This is a genomic window from Streptomyces sp. NPDC020965 (assembly GCF_044333555.1).
Classification (GTDB): domain Bacteria; phylum Actinomycetota; class Actinomycetes; order Streptomycetales; family Streptomycetaceae; genus Streptomyces.
In genome coordinates, this window is the sequence record NZ_JBIRRE010000020.1 from 62,432 (window position 1) to 85,355 (window position 22,924).

General features: G+C 71.7%; 22 protein-coding genes and 2 pseudogenes. 13 read left to right on the top strand and 11 right to left on the bottom strand.

Translation table 11 applies throughout. The features are described 5' to 3' along the window. Positions 1-156 precede the first annotated feature (156 nt). On the top strand, positions 157-1,206 hold the full coding sequence (locus ACH4S7_RS35800; protein ID WP_398525603.1) for a lactonase family protein: 1,050 nt from the start codon (positions 157-159) through the stop codon (positions 1,204-1,206). A 46-nt stretch (positions 1,207-1,252) separates the two neighbouring features. Here ACH4S7_RS35800 and ACH4S7_RS35805 read toward each other — a convergent pair whose 3' ends face one another. From ACH4S7_RS35805 to ACH4S7_RS35815, 3 genes are all read right to left on the bottom strand, one after another. Further along, positions 1,253-2,182: a hypothetical protein gene (locus tag ACH4S7_RS35805; protein ID WP_398525604.1), complete on the bottom strand. Its 930-nt coding sequence runs from the start codon at positions 2,180-2,182 to the stop codon at positions 1,253-1,255. Positions 2,183-2,332: 150 nt separating this feature from the next. Next, a complete protein-coding gene (locus ACH4S7_RS35810) occupies positions 2,333-3,325 on the bottom strand; it encodes a BadF/BadG/BcrA/BcrD ATPase family protein (protein WP_398525605.1) in 993 nt (330 codons plus the stop codon). Further along, positions 3,322-3,999: a uracil-DNA glycosylase gene (locus tag ACH4S7_RS35815; protein WP_398525606.1), complete on the bottom strand. Its 678-nt coding sequence runs from the start codon at positions 3,997-3,999 to the stop codon at positions 3,322-3,324. The genes ACH4S7_RS35810 and ACH4S7_RS35815 overlap by 4 nt, the downstream gene beginning before the upstream one ends. A 201-nt stretch (positions 4,000-4,200) precedes the next feature. On the opposite strand from ACH4S7_RS35815, the gene ACH4S7_RS35820 reads away from it, so the two are divergent. Together ACH4S7_RS35820 and ACH4S7_RS35825 are read left to right on the top strand one after the other, a co-directional pair. After that, positions 4,201-5,124 (top strand): TIGR03564 family F420-dependent LLM class oxidoreductase, encoded by a 924-nt coding sequence (locus ACH4S7_RS35820; RefSeq protein WP_398525607.1) that lies wholly within the window; start codon positions 4,201-4,203, stop codon positions 5,122-5,124. Between the two features lie 283 nt (positions 5,125-5,407). Continuing rightward, positions 5,408-5,770, top strand: a pseudogene (locus ACH4S7_RS35825) (ArsR/SmtB family transcription factor); the annotation flags it as partial. 125 nt (positions 5,771-5,895) lie between these two features. Here ACH4S7_RS35825 and ACH4S7_RS35830 read toward each other — a convergent pair. Continuing rightward, entirely contained in the window at positions 5,896-7,245 is a 1,350-nt protein-coding gene (locus tag ACH4S7_RS35830) for an FAD-dependent oxidoreductase (protein ID WP_398525608.1), read from the bottom strand. 246 nt (positions 7,246-7,491) lie between these two features. On the opposite strand from ACH4S7_RS35830, the gene ACH4S7_RS35835 reads away from it, so the two are divergent. Continuing rightward, positions 7,492-8,013 (top strand): DUF6214 family protein, encoded by a 522-nt coding sequence (locus tag ACH4S7_RS35835; RefSeq protein ID WP_398525609.1) that lies wholly within the window; start codon positions 7,492-7,494, stop codon positions 8,011-8,013. A 69-nt stretch (positions 8,014-8,082) separates the two neighbouring features. On the opposite strand, the gene ACH4S7_RS35840 is transcribed toward ACH4S7_RS35835, so the two are convergent. Further along, positions 8,083-8,754 carry a DUF305 domain-containing protein gene (locus ACH4S7_RS35840; RefSeq protein WP_398525610.1) on the bottom strand — a complete coding sequence of 224 codons (672 nt, stop codon included), beginning with the start codon at positions 8,752-8,754 and terminating at the stop codon, positions 8,083-8,085. 209 nt (positions 8,755-8,963) lie between these two features. On the opposite strand from ACH4S7_RS35840, the gene ACH4S7_RS35845 reads away from it, so the two are divergent. Then, positions 8,964-10,490: an LVIVD repeat-containing protein gene (locus ACH4S7_RS35845; protein WP_398525611.1), complete on the top strand. Its 1,527-nt coding sequence runs from the start codon at positions 8,964-8,966 to the stop codon at positions 10,488-10,490. Here ACH4S7_RS35845 and ACH4S7_RS35850 read toward each other — a convergent pair. From ACH4S7_RS35850 to ACH4S7_RS35865, 4 genes are all read right to left on the bottom strand, one after another. Beyond that, positions 10,439-11,122, bottom strand: a complete 684-nt coding sequence (locus tag ACH4S7_RS35850; RefSeq protein ID WP_398525612.1) for a TetR/AcrR family transcriptional regulator — start codon at positions 11,120-11,122, stop codon at positions 10,439-10,441. The two genes, ACH4S7_RS35845 and ACH4S7_RS35850, sit on opposite strands and share 52 nt — an antisense overlap. 165 nt (positions 11,123-11,287) lie before the next feature. Further along, entirely contained in the window at positions 11,288-11,977 is a 690-nt protein-coding gene (locus ACH4S7_RS35855; protein ID WP_398525613.1) for a phosphatase PAP2 family protein, read from the bottom strand. Between the two features lie 204 nt (positions 11,978-12,181). Beyond that, the gene (locus tag ACH4S7_RS35860; protein ID WP_398525614.1) at positions 12,182-13,117 is read right to left on the bottom strand and encodes a M56 family metallopeptidase; all 936 of its coding nucleotides are present in this window, start codon (positions 13,115-13,117) and stop codon (positions 12,182-12,184) included. A gap of 114 nt (positions 13,118-13,231) precedes the next feature. Then, positions 13,232-13,807 (bottom strand): DUF5134 domain-containing protein, encoded by a 576-nt coding sequence (locus ACH4S7_RS35865; protein WP_398525615.1) that lies wholly within the window; start codon positions 13,805-13,807, stop codon positions 13,232-13,234. Between the two features lie 342 nt (positions 13,808-14,149). Here ACH4S7_RS35865 and ACH4S7_RS35870 point away from each other — a divergent pair, with 342 nt between their 5' ends. Continuing rightward, a complete protein-coding gene (locus ACH4S7_RS35870; RefSeq protein ID WP_398525616.1) occupies positions 14,150-14,722 on the top strand; it encodes a GNAT family N-acetyltransferase in 573 nt (190 codons plus the stop codon). Positions 14,723-14,742: 20 nt separating this feature from the next. Here ACH4S7_RS35870 and ACH4S7_RS35875 read toward each other — a convergent pair whose 3' ends face one another. Continuing rightward, positions 14,743-15,426 (bottom strand): glycerophosphodiester phosphodiesterase, encoded by a 684-nt coding sequence (locus tag ACH4S7_RS35875; protein ID WP_398525617.1) that lies wholly within the window; start codon positions 15,424-15,426, stop codon positions 14,743-14,745. A 318-nt stretch (positions 15,427-15,744) separates the two neighbouring features. On the opposite strand from ACH4S7_RS35875, the gene ACH4S7_RS35880 reads away from it, so the two are divergent. The 6 genes from ACH4S7_RS35880 (at position 15,745) to ACH4S7_RS35905 (ending at position 21,447) form a co-directional block, all read left to right on the top strand. Further along, positions 15,745-16,734 carry an alpha/beta hydrolase gene (locus tag ACH4S7_RS35880; protein WP_398525618.1) on the top strand — a complete coding sequence of 330 codons (990 nt, stop codon included), beginning with the start codon at positions 15,745-15,747 and terminating at the stop codon, positions 16,732-16,734. An 80-nt stretch (positions 16,735-16,814) separates the two neighbouring features. Next, entirely contained in the window at positions 16,815-18,230 is a 1,416-nt protein-coding gene (locus tag ACH4S7_RS35885) for a DUF6421 family protein (protein ID WP_398525619.1), read from the top strand. Positions 18,231-18,256: 26 nt separating this feature from the next. Then, positions 18,257-19,009, top strand: coding sequence for an SDR family NAD(P)-dependent oxidoreductase (locus ACH4S7_RS35890; RefSeq protein ID WP_398525620.1), 753 nt, complete (start codon positions 18,257-18,259; stop codon positions 19,007-19,009). Beyond that, a complete protein-coding gene (locus ACH4S7_RS35895) occupies positions 18,988-20,076 on the top strand; it encodes a threonine aldolase family protein (protein ID WP_398525621.1) in 1,089 nt (362 codons plus the stop codon). Before ACH4S7_RS35890 ends, ACH4S7_RS35895 begins: the two co-directional genes overlap by 22 nt. Positions 20,077-20,164: 88 nt before the next feature. After that, complete coding sequence (locus ACH4S7_RS35900) at positions 20,165-20,743, top strand: transglutaminase family protein (protein WP_398525622.1); 579 nt, start codon at positions 20,165-20,167, stop codon at positions 20,741-20,743. Positions 20,744-20,754: 11 nt separating this feature from the next. Continuing rightward, positions 20,755-21,447, top strand: coding sequence for a B3/4 domain-containing protein (locus ACH4S7_RS35905; protein ID WP_398525623.1), 693 nt, complete (start codon positions 20,755-20,757; stop codon positions 21,445-21,447). Between the two features lie 67 nt (positions 21,448-21,514). Here ACH4S7_RS35905 and ACH4S7_RS35910 read toward each other — a convergent pair whose 3' ends face one another. Beyond that, positions 21,515-22,237 carry a lysophospholipid acyltransferase family protein gene (locus ACH4S7_RS35910; RefSeq protein WP_398525624.1) on the bottom strand — a complete coding sequence of 241 codons (723 nt, stop codon included), beginning with the start codon at positions 22,235-22,237 and terminating at the stop codon, positions 21,515-21,517. A gap of 604 nt (positions 22,238-22,841) precedes the next feature. On the opposite strand from ACH4S7_RS35910, the pseudogene ACH4S7_RS35915 reads away from it, so the two are divergent. Next, positions 22,842-22,924, top strand: a pseudogene (locus tag ACH4S7_RS35915) (electron transfer flavoprotein subunit beta); the annotation flags it as partial.

Here is a 22,924-nt window from a genome sequence, read left to right on the forward strand (position 1 = left end):
GACGATCGCGGCGGTCGCCCCCCCCCCCCCCCCCGGCGGGCGGCAGTCACGGGGGAGCGGCAGACGGTCCGGCGGGCAGGAACGGGTGGAGACAGTTGGTCTAGACCGCTGCTACCGTCGCCCCCGGGCATCAAACGATCAGCGAGGGGTCACGCCGTGGGCGACAGCAGCACCGTACGGGCATTCATCGGGTCGTTCACCTCGTCGGGGGGCCGCGGGATCATCGCCGCCGCCGTGGACGGGGAGACCGGTGCGCTGACCGAGACGGGAGCCGTCGACGCCGTCGCCGACCCCTCGTACCTCGCGCTCGCAGCCACCGCCGGGGGGCCGGTCCTCTACGCCGTCTCCGAGACCTCCGAAGGCGCCGTGGCGGCCTTCGACGTCCGGGGCGCCACCCCCCGGCCCATCGGCGCGCGCGTCCCCGTCTGCGGCGCCGGACCCACCCATCTCGCCGTCTCCGCCGGACACCTGCTCACCGCCAACTACGGCTCCGGCAGCGTCAGCGTGCTTCCCGTCGGCACCGACGGCGAACCGGGCGCGGCCAGCGGCATCCTCCAGCACGAGGGCACCGGCCCCAACCCGGACCGCCAGCGCGGCCCGCACGCCCACCAGGTGGTGCCCGACCCCAGCGGGCGCTGGGTGCTCGGCGTCGACCTCGGCACCGACTCCGTCCGCGTCTACGCGCTCGACCCCGTCGCGGGAGAGCTGACCCAGCACGGCGAGACCCCGCTGCGCCCTGGCACCGGACCGCGCCACCTCGCCTTCCACCCGGCCGGCACGCACGCCTACGTCCTCAACGAGTTGGAGCCGACGCTCACCGTCTGCCGCTGGGACGCGGCGGCCGGAGTGCTCGAACCGGTCGGTGAGACCCCGGTGCTGCCGGACGGCGCCGACGGACCCGTCTACCCCTCCGAGGTGGTCGTCTCGCGCGACGGCCGCTATCTCTGGGCCGCCAACCGGGGGCACGACAGCATCGCCGTCCTCGCCCTCGACGAGACCCGCGAGCGGGCCGAACTCATCACCACCGTGCCCTGTGGCGGGCACTGGCCGCGCGATCTCGCGCTCGACCCCACGGGCCGCCGGCTGTACGCGGCCAACGAACGCTCCGGGGACGTCACCTGGTTCGATATCGACCCGGACACGGGAGTGCCGCGGCGGGCGGGCTCCCTGGCCGCCCCCGCGGCTTCCTGTGTGATCTTCGCCTGATCCGCCGTACGGCTGGGGGGAGGGCGGACGCCCTCCCCCCACCGCGTCAGCGCACCGGCGAACCCTGCGGCCGGGGCGTGATGCCCAGCACCGTCGTGTACTGGGACAACACCAGCTTGCCGATGGCCGGGTAGGCGCCCAGCGCCTCGGCGGCGGGGCAGCCCGCCTCCTTGACCGCGGCGTCCAGCAGCCCCTCCGGCAGCTCCGGGCCCACCAGATGGGGCGCCAGCGCGAGCTGGGTGGAGCCCGAGCCGCGTAGCTGCTCGGCGACGGCGGCGACCGACCCCGCCCCACCCTCGACGTCCAGCCCCGCGGCCATCACGGGCACCGCGAGCCGCGCGGCCAGCAACATGCCGGTGATCCCCGCCGCCTGGACGGCCTCCTCGCCGCCGACCGTCGCCAGGATGATGCCGTCGGCGGCCGTGGCGACCGTGAACAGCCTCGCCCGGTCGGCGCGGGCCAGACCGGCCTCGGAGAGCCGGACGTGCAGCGCCTCGGCCAGCAGCGGGTGCGGGCCGAGCACATCGGACAGTTCGGCCGCCGCCCTGCTCTCCACGACCGTCCGCTTGATCCGGCGCATCAGGACGTTATCGGGACCGGCGAGCAGCGGGACCACCACGGCGGCCGGTCCCTCGGGCGCGGCCACCTCGCGGCCCGCCGCGAGGGCCATCTCGTACCGCTCCCTGCGCACGGCGGCCGTATGGGAGAGGACGCTCTCCAGCGTGGGGTACTCGGCGTCGTCCCCGTCGAGATAGGCGATGCCGACGTTCAGGCCGGGCAGTTCGGATCGAGCGATGCTTATGACTTCTTCGGCCAGGCTGCGCGTGCCGGCCGCGATGGCGCCGGGAACGGCGAGCACCAGGGCGGGGGCGCCCTCGGGCGCGGCCACCGGTTCCGGGCGGCGGTGCCGCCCGGACTGTCGGGGTCGCGGCATTCGTACTGGCAGGCCGGATGCCGGCCCAGTGGGGGAGCTCATGGCGCCGCATGTTACTGGCTTTGAGGGCGCGACTGTTCGGGGAGGGGGCGGTCAGGTGTCATCTGTCCGCATTTATCCGATGGATATCGTCTGCCGTCGTCTGTCTGTGGTCTGTTTGTGAACTCTGCGAACTCTGTGTGCATCTGGGGCTCATTCGCCGCGCTCCGTGGGGACATGGAGCAGTGTCGGATGGCACGGAAGCCGCAGGGTGTCCGTGGCGAGCGCGGACGCGAGCAGCAGCGCCCCGGCGAGCGGATCCCCGGCCGTGGACACCAGCCGCGCGTGCGGCAGTTGCTGCGCCAGCTCCGCCCGCAGGGGTACGAGGAGGGGGGCGCCCATCTTGAACAGGCCGCCCGTCAGGGCCACTTCGCACTCCCGCGCGCCGTTCTCCGGGCGCGGGCACACGGCCGCCGTCGCCTCCGCGATATGTCCCGCCGCGCGGACGAGGACGGCCGCCGCCACGTCGTCACCGGCCGCGGCGCAGCGGGCGACCTCCGGCGCGAACGACGCCAGCACGGCCGGCCGGTCGGTGCGCGGATAGACCGCGCCCGGCAGCGCGTCGGCGGGACCGAACACCGACTCGGCGGCCACCAACAGGGCGGCGGAACCGCCGCGCCGCCCGTCGTGCGCCCGCAGGGCCGCCTCAAGACCCGCCCGCCCGATCCAGGAGCCGCCGCCGCAGTCGCCCAGCAGATGGCCCCAGCCGTCGGCACGCCGCCAGTGGGTCAGATCCGTCCCGGTCGCGATCATGCCGGTGCCCGCCGCGACCACGGCACCCGGCCGCTGGCCGAGCGCGCCGGCGTAGGCGGTGACGGCGTCCGCCGCGAGCGCGAGCCGTCGTACCCCGAGCGCCTCGGCCAGCGCCGTGGGCAACTCGGCGCGCAACTGCCCGCCCAGGGTCGCCATCCCGGCCGCCCCGATCGCCAGGGCCGCCACGGCGCCGCCCCCGGCCCCGGCCAGCAGCGTCCGTGCCATCGGCACCAACTGCGCCAGCAGATGCCCCGCGTCGATACCCGCGTCCCCGGTGCGCACCGGCTCCCGCGACACCAGGGTCGTCGCGCCGGCCGGGGCGGTGGCGTCCGCCAGGGCCACCCGCAGCCCCGAACCACCGGAGTCCACCCCGATGACCAGGCCCGCGGTCACGGCAGTCGCCAGTCCACGGGCTGGGCTCCCTGGCGCTCCAGCAGCTCGTTGGCGCGGCTGAAGGGGCGGGAGCCGAAGAAGCCGCGGTCGGCGGACATGGGCGAGGGGTGCGCGGACTCGATCGCCGGGAGGTCGCCGAGCAGCGGGCGCAGATTGCGCGCGTCCCGCCCCCACAACACCGAGACCAGGGGCTTGCCCCGGGCGACGAGCGCCTTGATGGCCTGCTCGGTCACCTCTTCCCAGCCCTTGCCCCGGTGCGCGGCCGGTTTCCGGGGCGCGGTGGTGAGCGCCCTGTTGAGCAGCAGGACACCCTGCCGCGTCCAGGGGGTCAGATCGCCGTTGGAGGGGCGGGGATGGCCCAGGTCGGTGTGCATCTCCCGGAAGATGTTGTCCAGACTCCCCGGCACCGGCCGTACCTCCGGGGCCACCGAGAAGCTCAGCCCCACCGCGTGCCCCGGTGTCGGATAGGGATCCTGACCGACTATCAGGACGCGTACCTCGTCGAAGGGCTGCTGGAAGGCGCGCAGGACATGGGCGCCGGCCGGTAGGTAGGTACGGCCGGCCGCGATCTCCGCGCGCAGGAAATCACCCATCTCGGCGACCCGCCCGGCCACGGGGTTCAGCGCGTCGGCCCATCCGGGCTCTACAAGTTCGTTCAACGGTAGTGCTGCCACGGACGAGACTCTACCGGCGTACCCGGCACGTTCCTCCGCACTCTTCCGCACCGCACGGCCCGGCTCGTCGGTGGGGCGGATTCCAGGGGCGGCGGCCGATCCCGTGTCGCTCCCGGGCCGGCCGCTCCGTTCACACGATTGACAGGCAGTTGTCACAGAAGAATCGGAATGCGTCGCCGGAGGCCGCTGGTTCGCACGGTCATGACCACAGGAGTAGCGCTCAACGCGACCGACGCCGACAACCAGATCGATGCCTCAGTACGACTTGCCCGCGAGGCCGTGACCGCCGGGCTGCGGTCGGCGTGGTTCGGGCAGACCTTCGGCGCGGACTCGCCCCAGCTCGCGGCCATCGTCGGGCGGGAAGTGCCCGGCCTCCAGGTGGGGACATCGGCGATCCCTGTCTTCGGCCGCCACCCGCTGGTGGTCGCCGGCCAGGCGCTGACCGCCCAGGCGGCCACACACGGCCGCTACCACCTCGGTCTGGCGCTCGGCACCAAACTGCTGACCGAGGGCGGTTTCGGCATCCCCTATGCACGCCCCGTCGCGCGACTGCGTGAATTCCTCACCGCGCTGCGGCAGTTGACCGAGACCGGCGCCGCCGACTTCCGCGGCGAACTGCTCACCGCGGCCACGCCCATCCCCGCGAAGGTGCCGGGCGCGGAGAGCGGGGTTCCGCTGCTCGTCGCCGCGATGGGCCCCCAGGCGCTGCGCGCCAGCGGTGAACTGGCGGACGGGATCCTGCCCTATCTGGCCGGGCCGCGCGCCCTGGGCGAGCACATCGTGCCCGCGGTCACCGCCGCAGCCGCGGCGGCCGGCCGGCCCGCGCCCCGGATCGTCGCCCTGGTGCACGGCGTGGTCACCGACGACGTCGACGCCGTACGGGAGAAGGTCGCCGAACGGCTCGCCTTCTACGAACAGATCCCGTCCTACGCGCGGGCCATCGCACTCTCCGGCGGCCGGCGGGCCGTCGATGTGGCCGTGATCGGCGATGAGCGTGCGGTCGCCGCCGAGGTGCGGCGCTACCGGGACGCCGGGGCGACGGAGGTGGTGTTCGCGGGGACCGAGATCGCGGGCGAGGCCGACCGGCGCCGCACCTGGGCCCTCCTCGGAGAGCTGGCGGGATGAGCGTGGCCTGCTGAGCGGTGACCGCACCGCCGGGGGTGGGGTCCGCGGCCGAGTACCGGCGCAGGGGACCGTCCGGGCGCGGTTGGGGATCGTCGGCGAAGCAGCGGCTGGAACAACAGGCCCACCACGGGCTCCCCGCCCCCCGGCGGTGGGTTGGCGGAAGCTCGTACGAGAGTCATCGTCATATGCGCGATGTCAAACTACGAAGAGTTTCGTACGATGGGACCGCCGGCCGACCCCTGCCGGCCACCCCGCGCCGACCCGGCCGGACACCACAGCACCGATGAAGCGGAGCCACCGCGTGGACCTCGAACCGAACCCCCGCGCACTCGCCCACCCCCCGCGCGCCGACATCCGCCTGGAGGGCGTCCTGCACGCCCTCTCCGACCCCATGCGCCTGCGCGTGGTGAGCGCCCTCTCGGCGGCCCCGGAGCGGCTTTCCTGTTCCGCCTTCGACCTGCCCGTCACCAAGTCCACCAGCACCCACCACTTCCGCGTGCTGCGCGAGAGCGGGGTGATCCGGCAGGTCTATCAGGGCACCGCCAAGATGAACGAACTGCGCCACGACGATCTGGACGCGCTCTTCCCCGGCCTCCTCGACAGCGTCCTCGCCGCGACCGCCCGCCAGACGCGGCGCCTCGGCGAGAGCATGGGCGCGGGTGCCCGCGCCCGCGCGGCCACGCTCGCTTCCGCGGACGCCCGCACCGGGGGGCACCGACCCACCGGCTGAGCCGGGGCGGCCCGAGCGCGGCAAGCCCGGGGCGGGGGCGGTCAGTCGCCGGCCGCGGCCAACAGGCCCGGCCAGTCGGGGATCTTGACGGTCCGTCGGCCCAGCGCCCGCCCGTGCGCCGCCTCCGCGGCCACGATCGCCTCCCAGCCCGGCCACTCCACCGGCCGGTGCCCCGCCGCCCGCAGCTCGGCCAGTGGATCGTCCGCCACGGCGCGGGCGGCGAGCGCCGCCGCGTCGCCGAGGAGCGAGGCCACGGTCTCCTTGGCGCACGGCCGGTTCGTGCCGATCACCCCGGTCGGACCGCGCTTGATCCAGCCGGCCACGTACTCCCCGGGGGACCACGCGCCGTCGCGCAGCACCCGGCCGGCGCTGTGCGGCACCGTGCCGCGCGCGGCGTCGAACGGCAGCCCGGGCAGCGGCACCCCCCGGTAGCCGACCGCCCGCAGGACGAGCTGGGCCGGGATGTCCTCGTACGTGCCGGTGCCCCGGACCCCGCCGTCCCCGTCGGGGACGGTCCGCTCGAACCGGACGGCCCCGACCCCGTCGTCCGCCGCCAGCAGCTCCACGGGGCGCAGGAAGAAGCGCAGATGGATGCGGCGGTCCCGGTGCGGCGGCGGTCCTTCGGCCCAGCCCCGTACGACATCGACATTGCGCCGGCTGACGGCGGACAGCGCCGCCGTCGTCCCGGGAGCGGCGTACGCCGGGTCCAGGGCGAGATCGGTCGGGTCCACGATCACGTCGGCGGCCGGCAGCGAGCCCAGCTCCCGCAGCTCCTTGGTGGTGAACTTGGCCCCCGAAGGGCCGCGCCGGCCGACCATATGGACGTCCCGCACCCGGCTGAGCGCCAGCGCGCCCAGCGCGGTGGCGGGTACGTCGGTCGGGCGCAGTTCGTCCGCGCCGCGCGCCAGGATGCGCGCCACGTCGACGGCGACGTTGCCGACCCCGATGACCACCGCCGAGCGGGCCGTGAGCGCGAAGCCGTCCGCGGCGGCGTCCGGGTGCGCGCTGTACCAGGAGACGAAGTCGGTGGCCGAATGGCTGCCGGGCAGATCCTCTCCGGGGATGCCGAGCCGGCGGTCCCTGGCCGCGCCGACGCAGTAGACGACGGCGTGGTAGAGGCGGAGCAGCCGCTCGGGGCCGAGCCCGCGCGTGCCCACCTCCACATTGCCGATGAACGCGATCCGCTCGTGCTCCAGCACGGTGCGGAGGGTGTCCTGGAGGGACTTGATTTTCTCGTGGTCGGGCGCGACCCCGTAGCGCACGAGTCCGTAGGGGCAGGGGAGCCGGTCCAGTACATGGACCCGCACATCCGGGACCTGGGTCTGCCGGACGAGATCCTGCGCGGCGTAGACCCCACTGGGTCCCGATCCGACGACGGCGACGCGAAGCACGGCTGTACTCCTTCCCACCGGAGGACCTCCAGCATGGCACCGGCCCGGGAGCCTGGGGAGATGCGCTGTCAGGGTGCTGTGCGGCGTTCTGGCGTGCGTGCCGCCGCCCTGAGTCATGAATTGACTGGTTACGTGCTAATTGTGCAAGAAACTACGTTTCTTAACGCTAATGATCAGCATGAACTGAACGGAGTCCTGCCGTATCCGCCCGTTTGGGAGGTCCAGGGCCATGGCGTCGTCACCCGGGTGGAGGCACTCGAACCCGCTGCGGGGCAGGGCGCCGCAGCGCGCCGCGAACTCCGCGCCCCCTGGTTCGACGTCCGGCTGACCTTCGCCGACGGCACCCGGCTCGATGTGCTCGCCGTGGTGGACGGGGACCGGATCGCGATCGAGGACATGCGGGCCGACCCACCGCTGCCCCTCCGGGGTCTCACGGTCCTCGCCGACCGGATCGGGGATCCGCTCCAGGACGCCTGCCGTACCGCCGTCGGTGACCCACCGCCTCCGGACGAGTCCGCCGGTGCGGGCGACCAGACGCCCCCGGCACGCGCCCCGGTGCGGGACCGCCGGCGGGCGCGTGCCGGAGCAGCTCGTGGCCGGGCGGGTCGCCGGGCCGCCGCCGATGCCTACCGGTCGGCGCAGCGGGACGGGGTCGATCCGGTGCTCGCGGTGATGAGCGCGACCGGCCGCAGCCGACGTCGGTCGCTGCGGCTGATCGCCGGCGCCCGCGACGAGGGGTATCTCGCACCGCGCCACCAGCGCCGATGACGCCCTGCCACCGGCGGCGGCGCTGGTGACGGACTCCCGTCACCGGTGATGGCGCTGGGGCCGGCGCCGTCACATGCCGCGCATCCGGTGGATCTCGGTCGTCTGCTGAGCGACCACGTCGGTCGCCATCTCCTCCACCCGCACGTTGTTGCCTCCGACCAGCGCCTCCGACGCCATGGTGATCGCGCCCTGATGGTGCGTGATCATCAGTTTGAGGAAGAGTTCATCGAACGCGGTGCCCTTTGCGGCGCGCAACTGCGCCAACTGTGCGGCGGTCGCCATCCCCGGCATCGGCTCGGAGCCGTGACCGCTGTGGTCGTGGCCCCCCTTCGCCTTCCCGCCGTTGATTTTCAGCCAGCCTTCCATCGCGCCGATCTCCGGCTCCTGGGCCGCCGATATGCGCTCCGACAACCGCTTGACCTGGTCCGACTTGGCACGGCCGGGGACGAGCGCGGTCATGGTCAGCGCCTGGCGGTGGTGCTCAATCATCATGTGGGCGTAGGAGAGGTCCGCCGAGTTGGGCGAGTCGTCCGGCAGGGCCTTCTTGACGTCCTCCGCCGAGAGTGTCTTCGCGGGATCCCCCGGTCCGTCCGGGGCCACCACCGACGGACCCACGTCCTTCTTGCCGCTGGCGGGGGCGCCGGAGTCGGACTCGCAGGCGCCCAGGGGGAGTACGGCGGCGGTGACCGCGGCCGCGATCACCGCCTTGCGGACTCCTGCGGTCCGGCGACGATTGAACACGGTGACCTCCTGAGGCACTTGGGGTGGTTAGCCGTCATATGGGAGCTGCATGATGACCATTTGGGAACTTTCCTAGCACGGAAAGTTACGCAGTTGATCAAAAACTTTCATTACGTCTCTGTTGCCATCTATTGAGATGCCCATGCAAAGGAAGATACTGCCGGGGTCTGTACACCGTTCGATCAGGAACGGATACAAGGGAGGACGCAGTGACCCTGTTGCACAACACCCGCGTGCGGCGGAGACGTCTGGGCGTGGCGGCAGCCGCGGCCGGTCTTCTGGCCACGCTGCTGACGGCCGGACCCGCCGTCGCGACCCCCGACCCCGGGGACGCCACCGTCCCCCAGAAGGACGTCACATCGGGCCAGGAGGCCGAGGCCCGCTCCGCGATCAAGGGCGGCGAGATACCCGGCATCGACGAGATCGTCCACAGCGACAACGTCGAACACCTCGTCAACGTCCCCAAGGGTGCCCTCAAGAGCACCAACACGGACATCTCGTTCCAGGGGAAGTACGCCTACGCGGGCAACTACGACGGCTTCACCATCTTCGACATCAGCAACCCGAAGAAGCCGAAGACGGTCTCGGAAGTCCTGTGCCCCGGTGGCCAGAACGACGTCTCGGTCTCCGGCGACCTGCTCTTCCTGTCCACCGACTCCTCACGCAGCGACAACTCTTGCAAGAGCACGTCGCAGTCGGCCACGGTGAAGGAATCGTGGGAGGGCATCAAGATCTTCGACATCAGCGACAAGCGGAACCCGAAGTACGTCGCCGCCGTCGAGACCGCTTGCGGCTCGCACACCAACACGATCATCCCCGACGGCCGTAACGTCTATGTCTACGTGTCGTCGTACTTCCCGAGCGCGTCGTTCCCCGACTGCCAGCCGCCGCACGACGGCATCTCCATCATCAAGGTGCCGCGCAAGGCGCCCCAGCAGGCGAAGCTCGTGGGCTTCCCGGTGCTCTTCCCGGACGGCGGCAACCCGGGCGCGCCGACCAACCCGGGTGTCACCCAGACCACCGGCTGCCACGACATCACCGTGCTCCCCTCGAAGGACCTGGCCGCCGGTGCCTGCATGGGTGACGGCATCCTGTTCTCCATCAAGGACCCGGAGCGCCCGAAGATCATCGACCGGGTCCAGGACAACGTGAACTTCGCGTTCTGGCACTCGGCCACCTTCAACCAGGACGCCAACAAGATCGTCTTCACCGATGAGCTCGGCGGCGGTGGCGCGGCCACCTGCAACGAGCGGATCGGCCCGAAGCGCGGCGCCAACGGCATCTACGACGTCGTCGGCAAGGGCGACAAGCGCAAGCTGGTCTTCCGAAGCTACTTCAAGATCGACCGGCACCAGGCCGACGCCGAGGTGTGCGTGGCGCACAACGGTTCGCTCATCCCGGTGAAGGGCCGCGACCTGATGGTCCAGGCTTGGTACCAGGGCGGCATCTCCGTCTGGGACTTCACCAATTCGTCGAAGCCCAAGGAGATCGGCTACTTCGAGCGCGGCCCGGTCACCCTCGACCAGGTCACCACGGCGGGCCCGTGGTCGGCGTACTACTACAACGGCTACGTCTACTCCAATGACATCGCCAAGGGCCTGGACGTCCTGAAGATCAACGACAGGCGTACGGACCCGGCGAAGCGGGTGCGGCTGCCCGAGCTCAACGCGCAGACCCAGCCCGACTACTTCGACCGCGACGACGACGATGACGATGACGACGACCACGACGACTGATCCACTGTCGTCATGATGTGTCCCCCGCCGGGCGGTTCGCCGTCCGGCGGGGAACCGAGCTGCCACTCCAGCCCGTACCGCTGGAACAGTTCCGCCCGCAACCGCGCCAGCGGCATCGGCGCCCCCGGCAGCAGGATCGCGAAGACGGCGCCCATCAACAGGGCCCGTAGCAGTGGATAGTCGGTGTCGACCTGACCGGAGCCGTACCGCTCCACGGCATCGCGCAGCAGGGACGCCAGCCGCTGCTGTTCCGGGCACTGGACGAAGCCCTCCGCCTGGAGCACCCATGACATATGGGTCCGCATCAGGACCGGATGGTGCACGGCGAGCCCGAGAACGGCATCGATCGCCCGCGCCAGCAGCTCGCGACCGTCCTCCGTATGAGGTTCGCGGCGCAGCGCCGCCTCCAGGGTGCGGTGCATCAACCGGTGCACCGCCGACTGCAACAGTTGGCGTTTTCCCGGGAAGTAGTACGAGACCAGACCGCGTGCCGAGCCCGCCCTATCGGCGATGTCGGCCAGCGTCGTGGCCTCGTAACCCCGCTCGCCGACGAGGTCCACCGTCGCCTGGAGGAGCCGCTCCCGGGAACGCCGGCGCAGCTCTTCATTGACCGACGCGCTCCGCGGGGACATGCTTGACTCCTGCGTTGACTGGCTCACAGCCAATATACTCAGCGCGTCCCCCCGCTGGGCGGCCCTATGGCCCACGGTCGGTGGGGGTCCGCACCGGACCGGGCGACGCGGGGGATCGCCCGGCCCGGCTCGGACCGCGCTCCGTCCGGGGAGCCGGCGCGGCCGTCAGTGCCGTCGGGAGAGTTCCAGCCGGTGGTAGGCCGTGATCGAGAGGGCGACCCAGCAGGCCCCCAGCAGCCAGCCGGCCAGGACGTCCGTGGGCCAGTGCACGCCGAGGAAGAGCCGGGTGCCGCCCGCTCCGGCGACGGAGACCGCCGCGAGGACGACGCACCAGAGCCGGGTCCGGCCGGTCACCCCGTGCCGTACGGCCAGCCAGACCAGCAGGGCGCAGGCGACCGTCGCGGTCATGGCGTGTCCGGACGGGAAGGCCGCGAAGTGCGCCGAATCGACCGGATCGGGCCACTGCGGCCGTTCCCGCCCGATCGATGCCTTCAGTCCCTGCTGGATGAAGGTGCCCACGGCGCTCGTCGCGGCCACCCACACCGCGAGCACCCGCTCCCCGCGCCACCACAGCCAGCCGAAGGCGACGGCGATCAGCACGCGCATGGTCCACGGGTCCCAGAACCAGTCGGTGAGCACCCGGTTGACGTGGACGAGTCCGGGCTCGTCCACCGCCCACCGGTGCAGCCACTCGGCCACCGACCGGTCAAAGTCGAGGAGCGGGGACCAGGAGATCGCGACGAGGATCACCAGCACGACGGAGGGAACCGCGAGGACGACAGCCGTACGGGCCATTCCGGACAGGCGGTGCGGGGGCGCGGGGGAGGTGGGGGTTACCGATCGGGGAGAACGCATAGGGGAGATCTTCCCCGTTGGCCGAGGAGTACGACTACCGCGTCGCCGGGCGCGTGCCACCGGGAGGTGTGGTCCGTCCCCCGGCGGGGGGCGCCCGGCGAGGTGCGGTGCCGGGGCACGCGAGCCCAGCGAGATCCAGACGAAAGACCCTGGGGAGTGCGCGTGCCAGGGCACTACAGAAAGACGGGACGGTGAAGAGACGAGCTAGCCCAGTGCGCGGAGCGCGGGTACGAAGGCCACCAGCAGGGGGACCACCGGGACCAGCGCGGCGGCGGCCGTCAGCCGCAGGCGGCGGCCAGCGGTGAGGCGTGGAGCCGCTGCCAGCAGCCGGTGCACCCGCTGCGGCAGTTGGGCGTCCGGGGTCGGGCAGGGACCGAAGACGCCACGGTCCTCGTTGAGTTCGACCAGCGCCAGGGCGATCGTCAGCCGCCCGAAACGCTTGGAGGCGACGTCATCGGCGGCGAGCTCGACCAGCCGGTGCATCTCGTCGCGGAACGCGGCGAATACCGGGATCTGCGGGAATCCGTTGGCCAGCGCCGCGGAGCAGTGCAGCAGCCAGTCATGGCGGGCGCGGGCGTGTCCCTGTTCGTGCGCCAGCACGGCGTCGAGCTGGCTGCCCTTCAGCCGGCGCAGCGCGGCCGTCGTGATGACCAACTGGGGTGCGGTCCCCGGCAGCCACCAGGCGTCCGGCCGTTCGCCCTCCAGCACGACCAGCCGCTCGCTGCCGGGAGTCTCGCCCGGCAGCAGCGGGGCGCGCACCTGAAGCTCCGTACGCCGCTTCCCGCGCCGGTCCCGCGCTTCCTTGATCTCTCGGGCGAGCATCGCGAGGGTCCACAGGCCGCCGAGAGCGAGGATGACGGCGAGCACCGCGGGCCACGGCTCGTCCGCCCCGAGCGCGTACGCCTCCATGACCCCGTGCGGGGCGGGTGCGAAGACGTGTCCGCGTACGAGCTGCCAGGCCGCCGCCGCGCTGAAGGTCATGGAGAGCGCGAAGGACAGCAGCACCGACGCCACCACGCACTGCCACACCCACAGCGCCACGATCGGTTCGCGCTCCGACCAGTCGGCGCGCGACACCAGACGCGGGGCGAGGACGGCGGCCAGCGCGCCCAGCGACAGCAGCACGAGGGAGACCAACATGTGATCAGCCTATGAGGGCGGGGCTACGCGCGGGTATGGGCCGGAGCGGCAAGTGACGCACGACACGTTTCCCCGGCGTGATGGCGGCGGTGACGGCGATTCCTGGGCAAGGGGTCAGAGCAGGAGCAGCATCGTCAGCATCCCGAGCCCCATGGCGAGCCGGCAGGCCGGCGCCAGCCCGGGCACCGGGTCGTCGGCGGCCCCCGTGCCCGCACCGGGCGCGGGGGCGAGCCGGGCGCCGGCGAGCAGGACGTATCCCGCGTAGTAGGCCAGCAGCGCACCGGTCAGCACGGGCAGCCCGGCCGCCGTGTGGTGCCCGCCCTGCCCCGCGCCGGGCCCCATCGCCACGGCCATGTAGACCATCGCGAGCGAGCCGACGGCATGGTGCAGCGCGCGGGCGTCGTGCCGGGCCGACCAGAGGGCGCCGAGCGCCGTACCGCCGAAGACCGCGGAGTACACCAGCCAGCTCCAGCCGGGCAGGGCGAGAACGGCCGCAGGAGCCGCCATCACCGCCATCCCGAAGCCCATCAGGGCCTCGCCGCGGGCCTCACTGCGGGCCGCACCGCAGGCTTCACCGTGGCTCTCGCTGTGCTTCTCGCCCGCGCCGCCGCGCATCCGTACGAGTCCGTATCCGCCGGTCGCTCCGCACAGCGCCATGAGCAGCCACCCGGACAACGCGGGTCCGTGCACCGCGCACCCTCTTTCGCCGGTGTCGGGAGGTCGATGCCCGCCCCGGGCGGGGGCACACCCGAGCGCACGGGGGTGCGGGGGGAGCACTCCCGCGCGCCCGGATCCACCCGCGCCGGCCGCGCGCCGGTCCATCACGACGCGATGCCGGTCGGAGTGGCCCCCCTGGCGGGGAGAGCGAGCCGGTACCCGGGGCCCGTACCACTGGTCCACCGGGTCGGGGGCACCCCGTACCCTCGTGGCGTTCACGCACCGCGGCGATCCGGGGACTTCCGGCAGCGGCGGGACCGGCGCAGAATCCGGCACGGAGTGAGCGGCGAACGCCGAGAACGGAGAGCACTTTCCATGCACACCGACACCGACACCGAGACCGCGCCCCCCGGGTCCGGCGAACTCACCTTCCGCGACGCCGTCGAGGACGATGTGCCCACCCTGCTGGCGCTGATCCAATCCGCCTACCGGGGCGACGACAGCCGGCGCGGCTGGACCACCGAGGCCGATCTCCTGGGGGGCGGCCGGACGGACGCCCGGGGCGTCCGCGCGATCATCGACGCCCCCGACAGCAGACTCCTCGTCGTGCTCCGCGAGGGTATGACGATCGCCTGCTGCCAGCTCGAACGCCGGGGGGACGTCGCCTACTTCGGGCTGTTCGCCGTCCGCCCGGAGCTCCAGGGCGGCGGCCTGGGCCGCCGGGTCATCGCCGAGGCGGAGCGCACCGCGCGGGAGGGCTGGGGCACCCGCGAGATGCAGATGACCGTGATCTCGGTGCGGGAGGAGCTGATCGCCTGGTACGAGCGGCGCGGCTACCGCCGTACGGGGGAGCTGAGCCCCTTCCCGTACGGCGATGAGACCTGTGGCGAGCCGTTCCGCGACGATCTCGCCTTCGAACTGCTCGTGAAGGATCTGACCGTCCGGTAGCCCCGGTCCGCGACGTCCCGCTAGGCCGTGAAACGGCCGGTGCGGCGGATCTCGGGGAAGTCCGTCGTCGCGCCGTCCAGTTCGAGCGCGCGCACCAGCCGCAGGTGTTCCTGGGTGTTCACCACCCAGCCGATCACCTGGAGCGCCTCGCCGTGCGCGTGCTCGACGGTCTCCAGCGTCAACCGGCGGATGTTCAGGGCCAGGGAGCCCGCGCCCGCGGCCTTCGCCCGGTCCACGATGTCCGTGCCCCAGCGGCTGGCGATGAGCACCGTCCGGACTCCCGGTACCAGGGAGCTGATCTCGGCCACCGCTTCGTCGTGGAAGGACGAGACGGTGACCCGGTGGACGAGATCGCGGCGCAGCATCACCTCGGCGAGCGCGCGGGCCGCGGCCACGTCCTTGATCTCCGCTTGCAGCGGGGCCCGTACCGCGTCGAGCACCTCGTCGAAGACCGGTACCCGCTGGCCGTCGCCCGCGTCCAGCTCGCGCAGCTCGGCGAGGGTCTTCTCGGCGACCGGTCCGGTCCCGTCGGTCGTGCGGTCCACTTCGGCGTCGTGCATGACGACGAGCGCGCCGTCCTTGCTGAGATGCAGATCGAGTTCGATGGCGTCCATGCCGGAGCGTTCGGCCCGCACGAAGGAGCGCAGGGTGTTCTCCGGCTCGACGCCCATGACCCCGCGATGACCGATGGTGAGGAAAGTCAAGATTCTCTCGCTTCCGTCGACGGCGGCTCCCGCCCGGTGCGGCCTGACAGCGCCGGGCGGCAAGGACGCAGCCTAGTGGCCGTCCCGGCCGGGGCAACCGCTCGTACAGGCCGGAGTCGGGCGGTCCGGCAAGGGCTGTCGGCCACCCCGGGCACCGAACCCGCTCCCTCTTCCGTGGGCGCGTCTCCCACGCCTTGACGCGGCCGGTACGAACCGGGCGGATCGCGGGGGGCGGTGGCGCGCGGCCGGGTGAGCGGCCATGCTGTCGCACGTCGTTTCGGCGGGGTGCCGGACGACGCGGCGGATGAAGGGGCCCCGATGACGGGTGGGATCGACGGGCTGGCGCCCGAAGTGAGGGAGTACGTCGACGCGATGGCGGCCGTGTTCCCCGATGTCGGGGGGACGGTGATGGATCCGGTGGAGGCGCGGCGGATCCATGACGCCGCGGTGATGGCGTTCGGCCGCGGCAAGGTGGGATCGGTGACCGACCGGATGATCCCCGGTCCGGTGGGGGCACCCGAGCTACGGGTCCGGATCTACCACCCCCCGGCCCGCGGCGGACCGTGTCCGACGGTGGTCTTCTTCCACGGCGGCGGCTGGGTGCTCGGCGGTCTGGAGAGCCATGACCGGCTGTGCCGCCAGATCTGCCGTGATGCATCGGCCGTGGTCGTCGCCGTGGCCTACCGGCTCGCCCCCGAGGCGCGCTTCCCCGCGCCGGTCGAGGACGCGTACGCCGCCGTCCGCTGGGCGGCGGGGCACGTGGACGAGCTGGGTGGCGCCACGGGAGCGCTGGTGGTCGCCGGGGACAGCTCCGGGGGCACCCTGGCCACCTGCGCCGCGCTGCTGGCCAGGGAGCGCGGCGGCCCGTCCCTCGCCCTCCAGGTGCTGATCCATCCGGCCACCGACGCCGCGCTGGACACCGCGTCGCACCGGAGGAACGCGTACGGCTACTACCTCACGGCGGCGCACCTGCGCTGGTTCCGGGACCAGTACCTGGGGCCGGACGGCGATGTCCGCCATCCGCTCGCCTCACCGCTGCGGGCCGATCTCGCCGGTCTGCCGCCCACCCATCTCGTCACGGCCGGCTGTGATCCGGTCTGCGACGAGGGGCGGGCGTACGCGGCGAAGCTGGCGGCCGCCGGGGTTCGGGTCACCGAGGCGCACTACCCCCGGATGTTCCATGGCTTCCTGGCGCTGGGAGGCGCGGTGGGGGAGGCCCGGCACGCCCTGGCGGGAGTGGCGGAAGCCATCGCGGGTAGCTGTCTGGACCGTAAACCTTCCGGCGATCATGGGGGGTGTGCAGGATAATTTATGTGACCCCACTTGTCCGGGAGAATGTCGCATGGATACGGTGTCTTGACGCGAGGTTCTCCCGTGGAGGAAGTGACATGACGGAAATTCTTGTGCAGGACGCCGGAAGTGCGGCCGTATCCACCGCCGAGCGGGTGATCGAGCACGCGGCCTGGCCGACGCTCAGGGACGCCGTCGAGGAAATACGGCCCTGGCAGTCGAAGGACGGCTCGATCGACTTCGACGCCGACGGCGCGCCCACCCGGGCGGCCGTCGAAGCCGTGCTCGGCCGGATCGTGGCCGCCGTGGCGGAGCTGTCCCCGCTGCTGCCGCACGACGCCGCCTACCACCGCGCCCTCGTCGCGGATCTGCGCGCCTGGGCCGACGGCGCCTTCGGCGTCCCCGACTTCCTGGACTCGCTGCTGGCCTTCCAGCCCGCCGCCGCCCGCACCGACGGCCGCCAGCACCTCGTCGTCTTCCCCATGTACACGCAGAACGGCAACCCGGACCGCAATCTGGAGGCCGTCGTCCTGCGCATGGTGTGGCCCGAGTGGCTCGCCGAGCTGGAGCGCACCCGCTACGACAACCCCCTCTTCTGCGGTATCACCTTCGAGGACTTCACCTCGGGGTACGACACCAATTCGGCGGTCCTCTTCCCCGAGACCATCGCCGTGCGCGAGGCCCCCGAGCGGTTCAGCTGGGGCGGCATCTTCTGCGACCGCGAGGCCGCACGCTTCCGCGCCGTGACGACCGCCGCCGTCGATGTCCTCGGCGTCGAACTCCCCGCCGACATCCAGGAGATGGTCGACAACCAGGCCCGCTGTGAGGAGGCGTTCGTCCTCTGGGACATGGTCCACGACCGCACCCACAGCCACGGCGACCTGCCCTTCGACCCCTTCATGATCAAGCAGCGCCAGCCGTTCTGGATGTACGGGCTCGAAGAGCTGCGCTGCGACCTCACCGCCTTCAAGGAGGCCGTGAACCTGGAGGCCGACGGCGTCAGCCAGGGCCGTGACGTGCAGTACGCCGTCCTCTTCGACCGGATGTTCCGCTTCCCGGTCACCGGTGAGCGGGTGCGCAACTACGACGGTCTGGGCGGGCAGCTCCTCTTCGCCTACCTCCACCAGCACGACGTGCTGCGCTGGACCGACAACACGCTGAAGATCGACTGGGAGCGCGCGCCGCAGGTCACCAACCAGCTCTGCGCCGAGATCGAGAAGCTCTACCGCGACGGCATCGACCGGCCCAAGCTGGTCCACTGGTTCGCCGCGTACGAGCTGGTCTCCACCTATCTCGCCCCGCACCCCGGCTCCCGCTGGGCCAAGGGTCCCGACGCCCTGGACCTCTCGCAGCCGCCCCGGAAGCTCGTGGACGACGTGCTTCCCGACGAGTTTCCGCTCAGCATGTTCTATGAGGCGCTTTCCAAGAAGCTGAAGAAGGTGATCGCCTCGACCAAGGGGATCACCGCCGCGGGCCCCACGACCGCCGACGGCGTCTCCGGGGTAGCCGCGTGAGTACAGGTACACAGGAGGCGACGACCATGAACAACTCAGGCGGTCCGCTGGAGGGCGCCGTGATCGCGGTCGCCGGTGCGGCCGGACCGGCCGGACGCGCGGCCCTGCTCAGGCTCGCCGAGGCCGGGGCCACCGTCGTCGGCGCGGACGCCGACCCCGAGCGGCTGGCGGTGGCGGTCGACGCCGCCCGCTACGCCCACGGCGGTGCCACCGTCACCGGGGACACCGTCGACCTCCTCGATCTCGCCGCCACCCGGGAGTGGGCGGACAAGACGGAGAAGGAGTTCGGCCGGATCGACGGTCTGGTGCACCTCGTCGGCGGCTGGCGCGGCAGCGCGTCCTTCGCCGCCACGGAACTCGCCGACTGGGACGTTCTGGAGCGGCTGCTGATCCGCACCGTCCAGCACACCTCCCTCGCCTTCCGGGACGGGCTGCTGCGCAGCGACCGCGGTCGCTATCTGCTGATCAGCGCGGCCGGGGCCGGCCGCCCCACCGGGGGCAACGCGGCCTACGCGTCCGCCAAGGCCGCGGCCGAGGCATGGACCCTCGCGCTCGCCGACGACTTCCGCAAGGCGGGGGGTGACCAGGGCCCCGGTGCCGCTGCCGCGATCCTGGTGGTCAAGGCCCTCGTGCACGACGCCATGCGGGCCGAGCGCCCGAATGCGAAATTCGCGGGCTTCACGGACGTGACGGAGTTGGCCGACGCCATCGCCGGCGTCTGGGACCGGTCCGCCAGCGAAGCGAATGGACAGCGCCTGTGGCTGACGCCCCAACCGTGATCTCCCCCCGGACGGCGGCCCGCCGTCACCACGACCCCGAAGTGCGCGGCTTCGCCAGCGACAACTACGCCGGCGCCCACCCGGAGATCCTCGCCGCGCTCTCCCTCGCCAACGGCGGCCACCAGGTCGCCTACGGCGAGGACCAGTACACCGACCACCTCCAGCGCGTCATGCACAGCCACTTCGGCGCCACGGCCGAGGCGTTCCCGGTCTTCAACGGCACCGGGGCCAACGTCACGGCGCTCCAGGCGCTCACCGACCGCTGGGGCGCGGTGATCTGCGCCGAGAGCGCGCACATCAACGTGGACGAGGGGGGCGCGCCGGAGCGGATGGGCGGGCTGAAGCTACTGACCGTACCCACCCCGGACGGCAAGCTCACCCCCGAGCTGATCGACCGGCAGGCGTACGGCTGGGACGACGAGCACCGGGCGATGCCGCAGGTCGTGTCGATCACCCAGAACACCGAACTGGGCACCGTCTACACCCCGGCCGAGATCCGCGCCATCGTCGAGCACTCCCATGAGCGCGGGATGAAGGTCCATCTGGACGGGGCCCGGATATCCAACGCGGCGGCGTCCCTGGACGTCCCGATGCGGGCCTTCACCAACGCCGTCGGCGTCGATGTCATCACCTTCGGCGGCACCAAGAACGGCATGTTGTTCGGTGAGGCGGTCGTCGTCCTCAACCCGGACGCCGTCAGCCATATGAAGCATCTGCGCAAGCTGTCGATGCAGCTCGCCTCGAAGATGCGGTTCGTCTCCGTGCAGTTGGAGGCGCTGCTCGCGGGTGATCTGTGGCTGCGCAACGCCCGGCACTCCAACGCCATGGCCGCCCGGCTCGCCGCCGGAGTGCGCCAGGTGGACGGGGTGGAGATCCTCCACCCCGTCCAGGCCAACGCGGTCTTCGCGCGGCTGCCGCACGACGTGGGCGTACGGCTCCAGCAGCGCTTCCGCTTCTACTTCTGGGACGAGGCGGCCGGCGACGTCCGCTGGATGTGTTCCTTCGACACCACGGAGGACGATGTGGACTCCTTCGTCCAGGCGTTGAAGGAAGAGATCGCCGCCTGACCGGGCTGTACGGATACCGACTGCATAGGTATGCGGCCGACCGGAAGAAGATTGACTCCGGTCGGCCGTATCTCTAGGGTCGTCGGGCATGGAGCTGATCCAGCAGACACCCGAACTCTCCGCCTACCTCGCCGCCGACCAGGTCATCGATCATGAGCACCCGCTGGTGCGCGAGACCGCGGCCCGCCTTCGAAGTGCCCATGGCGACGCATATGCATACGCCGAGGCGGCCTTTGAATTCGTCCGGGACACCATCCCGCACTCCCATGACGCGGGAGACCCCCGGGTCACCTGGCGCGCCTCCGACGTGCTGCGGCTCCGTACCGGCATCTGCTACGCCAAATCGCACGCCCTGGCCGCGCTGCTGCGCGCGGAGGGCATCCCCACCGCCTTCTGCTACCAGAACCTCGGGGTGATCCACGGGCTGGTCGCCGTCCGGCTGCCCGGAAGCGCGACCTGGCACCGGCAGGACCCGCGCGGCAACCGGCCCGGTGTCGACGCGCGGTTCTCGCTCAATGGGGAGCGGCTGGCCTTTCCGATCACGCCCGGGTCCAGCGAAATGGACTATCCGGTCCTGTATGCTGCACCGCATCCTGTGGTCCTCGGCGCTCTCCGGGCCGCGACCGACCGGGAGTCCCTCTGGCCACAACTCCCCACCGAACTGTGAGGCACTTCGGCATGGCGCTCACGCTCACCGTCTCCGACGAGATCAAGGACCTCGCGCCCGGCTTCACCCGGCTCGTCGTCGAGGCGCACGGCCTGGTCAACGGCCCCAGCGACGAGGCCAGTTCCGCCCTCCTCGACGACGCCGCCCGCCGGCTCGCCGCCCGGCTCGACGGCCGCGCACCGCACGAGGACCCGCACATGGCCGCCTGGCGGGAGATCTACACCGCCTTCGGTGCCAAGCCGTCCCGCACCCGCAACTCCGCCGAGGCGCTGGCGAAAAGGGCTCTCGCCGATGGCGGGCTACCCCGGATCAATCTGCTGGTCGACCTCTACAACGCGATCAGCGTCGCCCATCTGATCCCGGTCGGCGGCGAAGACCTCGACCGCGTCCAGGGCGGTATGCGGCTGGTGCGCGCCACCGGGGACGAGCCGTTCGCCACCGTCGCGGCGGGCGTGGAGAGCGTGGAGCACCCGGAGCCGGGAGAGCCCGTCTGGTGCGACGACGAGGGCGTCACCTGCCGCCGCTGGAACTGGCGCCAGGGACCGCGCACCCGACTCACCGAGGCATCGGTGAGCGCGGTCTTCCTGCTGGAGGCGCTCGCACCCATGACGGTGGACGAGCTGGTGGCCGCGGGTGACGAACTCGCCGAGTCGCTGGCGAAGCTGAGCCCCGGGGCGCGGATCACGGTCCACCCGCCCCGGTGACATCTGTGCCGCCCCCAGCCCGTCCTGGCGCGTTGATGCGTCGGCGTGTTGATGTGGGGGCTGCGGCTCAGTGCGCTCCGCGCACCTCGGCCGGCGTCGGAGCCGTACCCCCGAGGTGCGCGGGCACCCACCAGGTGTCGGACGCGTCCTTGGGGTGTACGGGGTAGGAGCGCTGGGCCGCTTCGAGCAGCTCCTGCACCCGCTCGCGCAGCCGCCGGGTGATCGCACCCGCGTACTGGTCGGTCGGAGCCTCCATCGGCTCGCCCACCCGGATGGTGATCGGGATGTGGCTGCGCTTGAAATTGCGCGGACGGCCCTTGGTCCAGACCCGCTGGGTACCCCAGAGCGCCATCGGGATCAGCGGCACACCGGCCTCCTGAGCCATGCGCGCGGCGCCGGACTTGAACGACTTCAAGGTGAACGACTCCGAGATCGTCGCTTCGGGGAAGACCCCGATGATCTCTCCCGAGCGCAGCGACTCCAGCGCGTGCTGATAGGCCGCTTCGCCCTGCTTGCGGTCCACCGGAATGTGCTTCATTCCGCGCATCAGCGGACCGGAGACCTTGTGCTGGAACACGGAATCCTTCGCCATGAAACGCACCAGCCGCTTCTGCGGAAGGGCGCCGAGACCGGCGAAGACGAAGTCCAGATAGCTGATGTGATTGCTGACCAGCACCGCACCACCGGTGCGGGGAATGTACTGCGATCCCTGAGTGTCGATCTTCAGGTCCAGCGCCTTGAACATGGTGCGGGCGGCGCCGATGACCGGCCGATAGACGAGCTCTGCCATCTGGAGGAGGACCCTTCTGTCCGTGCCCGGGGAGGGTTCGCCCGGTTAAGTTACGCAGCCGTAGGTTTTCGGCACTGGGCAGATCGTGCCCCATGCGCGGCGCGCTGACCAGTCCTGGCGGTGCCGGCGGGGGAGATTCTTGTCACGTCGTACCTTTCTGTCCTGGATGGTGCCCCGCAGGGTTCCCCGGATGGAAGCCGCCTTCGCTCGACCGTGCCCACCACCACCCGCCGCCATCGGGCGCCGCTCCCGGCGAACGGGCCCGTTCCGGGGTGTCCCGTCGTCGGTGTTCGCGCACTCTCCGGGGAGGGCGCGCGAACACCGGGGTTGTCGTAGCGGCCCGGGTGGGCGGCTTTCGCGACACGCCGCACGCGTTTCCCCGGTGGCGTGTCGATCGGTCTCAGGGGCGTTGTCAACGTCACAGTTCCCCGCTGTTTCCGCGGGGGTACGTTAAGAACGTACTGGCGAGTAATATTTCGCTCGGATCGCGGGTCGACCCGACCGGAAACCCCGCCGTCAGGCGCCTATGCTGCCTGACAAGGCAGGCCCTTGGCCTTCGGCTTGGGGACCCACGGAAATGGCCACTGCAAGTAGGAGAGCCGGCGTGAGCTTGAGGATCGTTGTCTGTGTGAAGTATGTGCCCGACGCGACTGGCGATCGGCATTTCGCCGATGATCTGACGGTGGA

Excerpts from the sequence above, each read along its gene's own strand:
- ACH4S7_RS35885 (WP_398525619.1), top strand. The coding sequence starts at position 16,815 with ATGACGGAAATTCTTGTGCAGGACGCCGGAAGTGCGGCCGTATCCACC.
- ACH4S7_RS35900 (WP_398525622.1), top strand. The coding sequence starts at position 20,165 with ATGGAGCTGATCCAGCAGACACCCGAACTCTCCGCCTACCTCGCCGCC.
- ACH4S7_RS35805 (WP_398525604.1), bottom strand. The coding sequence starts at position 2,182 with ATGAGCTCCCCCACTGGGCCGGCATCCGGCCTGCCAGTACGAATGCCG.
- ACH4S7_RS35910 (WP_398525624.1), bottom strand. The coding sequence starts at position 22,237 with ATGGCAGAGCTCGTCTATCGGCCGGTCATCGGCGCCGCCCGCACCATG.
- ACH4S7_RS35855 (WP_398525613.1), bottom strand. The coding sequence starts at position 11,977 with ATGCGTTCTCCCCGATCGGTAACCCCCACCTCCCCCGCGCCCCCGCAC.
- ACH4S7_RS35880 (WP_398525618.1), top strand. The coding sequence starts at position 15,745 with ATGACGGGTGGGATCGACGGGCTGGCGCCCGAAGTGAGGGAGTACGTC.
- ACH4S7_RS35820 (WP_398525607.1), top strand. The coding sequence starts at position 4,201 with ATGACCACAGGAGTAGCGCTCAACGCGACCGACGCCGACAACCAGATC.
- ACH4S7_RS35870 (WP_398525616.1), top strand. The coding sequence starts at position 14,150 with ATGCACACCGACACCGACACCGAGACCGCGCCCCCCGGGTCCGGCGAA.
- ACH4S7_RS35850 (WP_398525612.1), bottom strand. The coding sequence starts at position 11,122 with ATGTCCCCGCGGAGCGCGTCGGTCAATGAAGAGCTGCGCCGGCGTTCC.
- ACH4S7_RS35860 (WP_398525614.1), bottom strand. The coding sequence starts at position 13,117 with ATGTTGGTCTCCCTCGTGCTGCTGTCGCTGGGCGCGCTGGCCGCCGTC.
- ACH4S7_RS35890 (WP_398525620.1), top strand. The coding sequence starts at position 18,257 with ATGAACAACTCAGGCGGTCCGCTGGAGGGCGCCGTGATCGCGGTCGCC.
- ACH4S7_RS35905 (WP_398525623.1), top strand. The coding sequence starts at position 20,755 with ATGGCGCTCACGCTCACCGTCTCCGACGAGATCAAGGACCTCGCGCCC.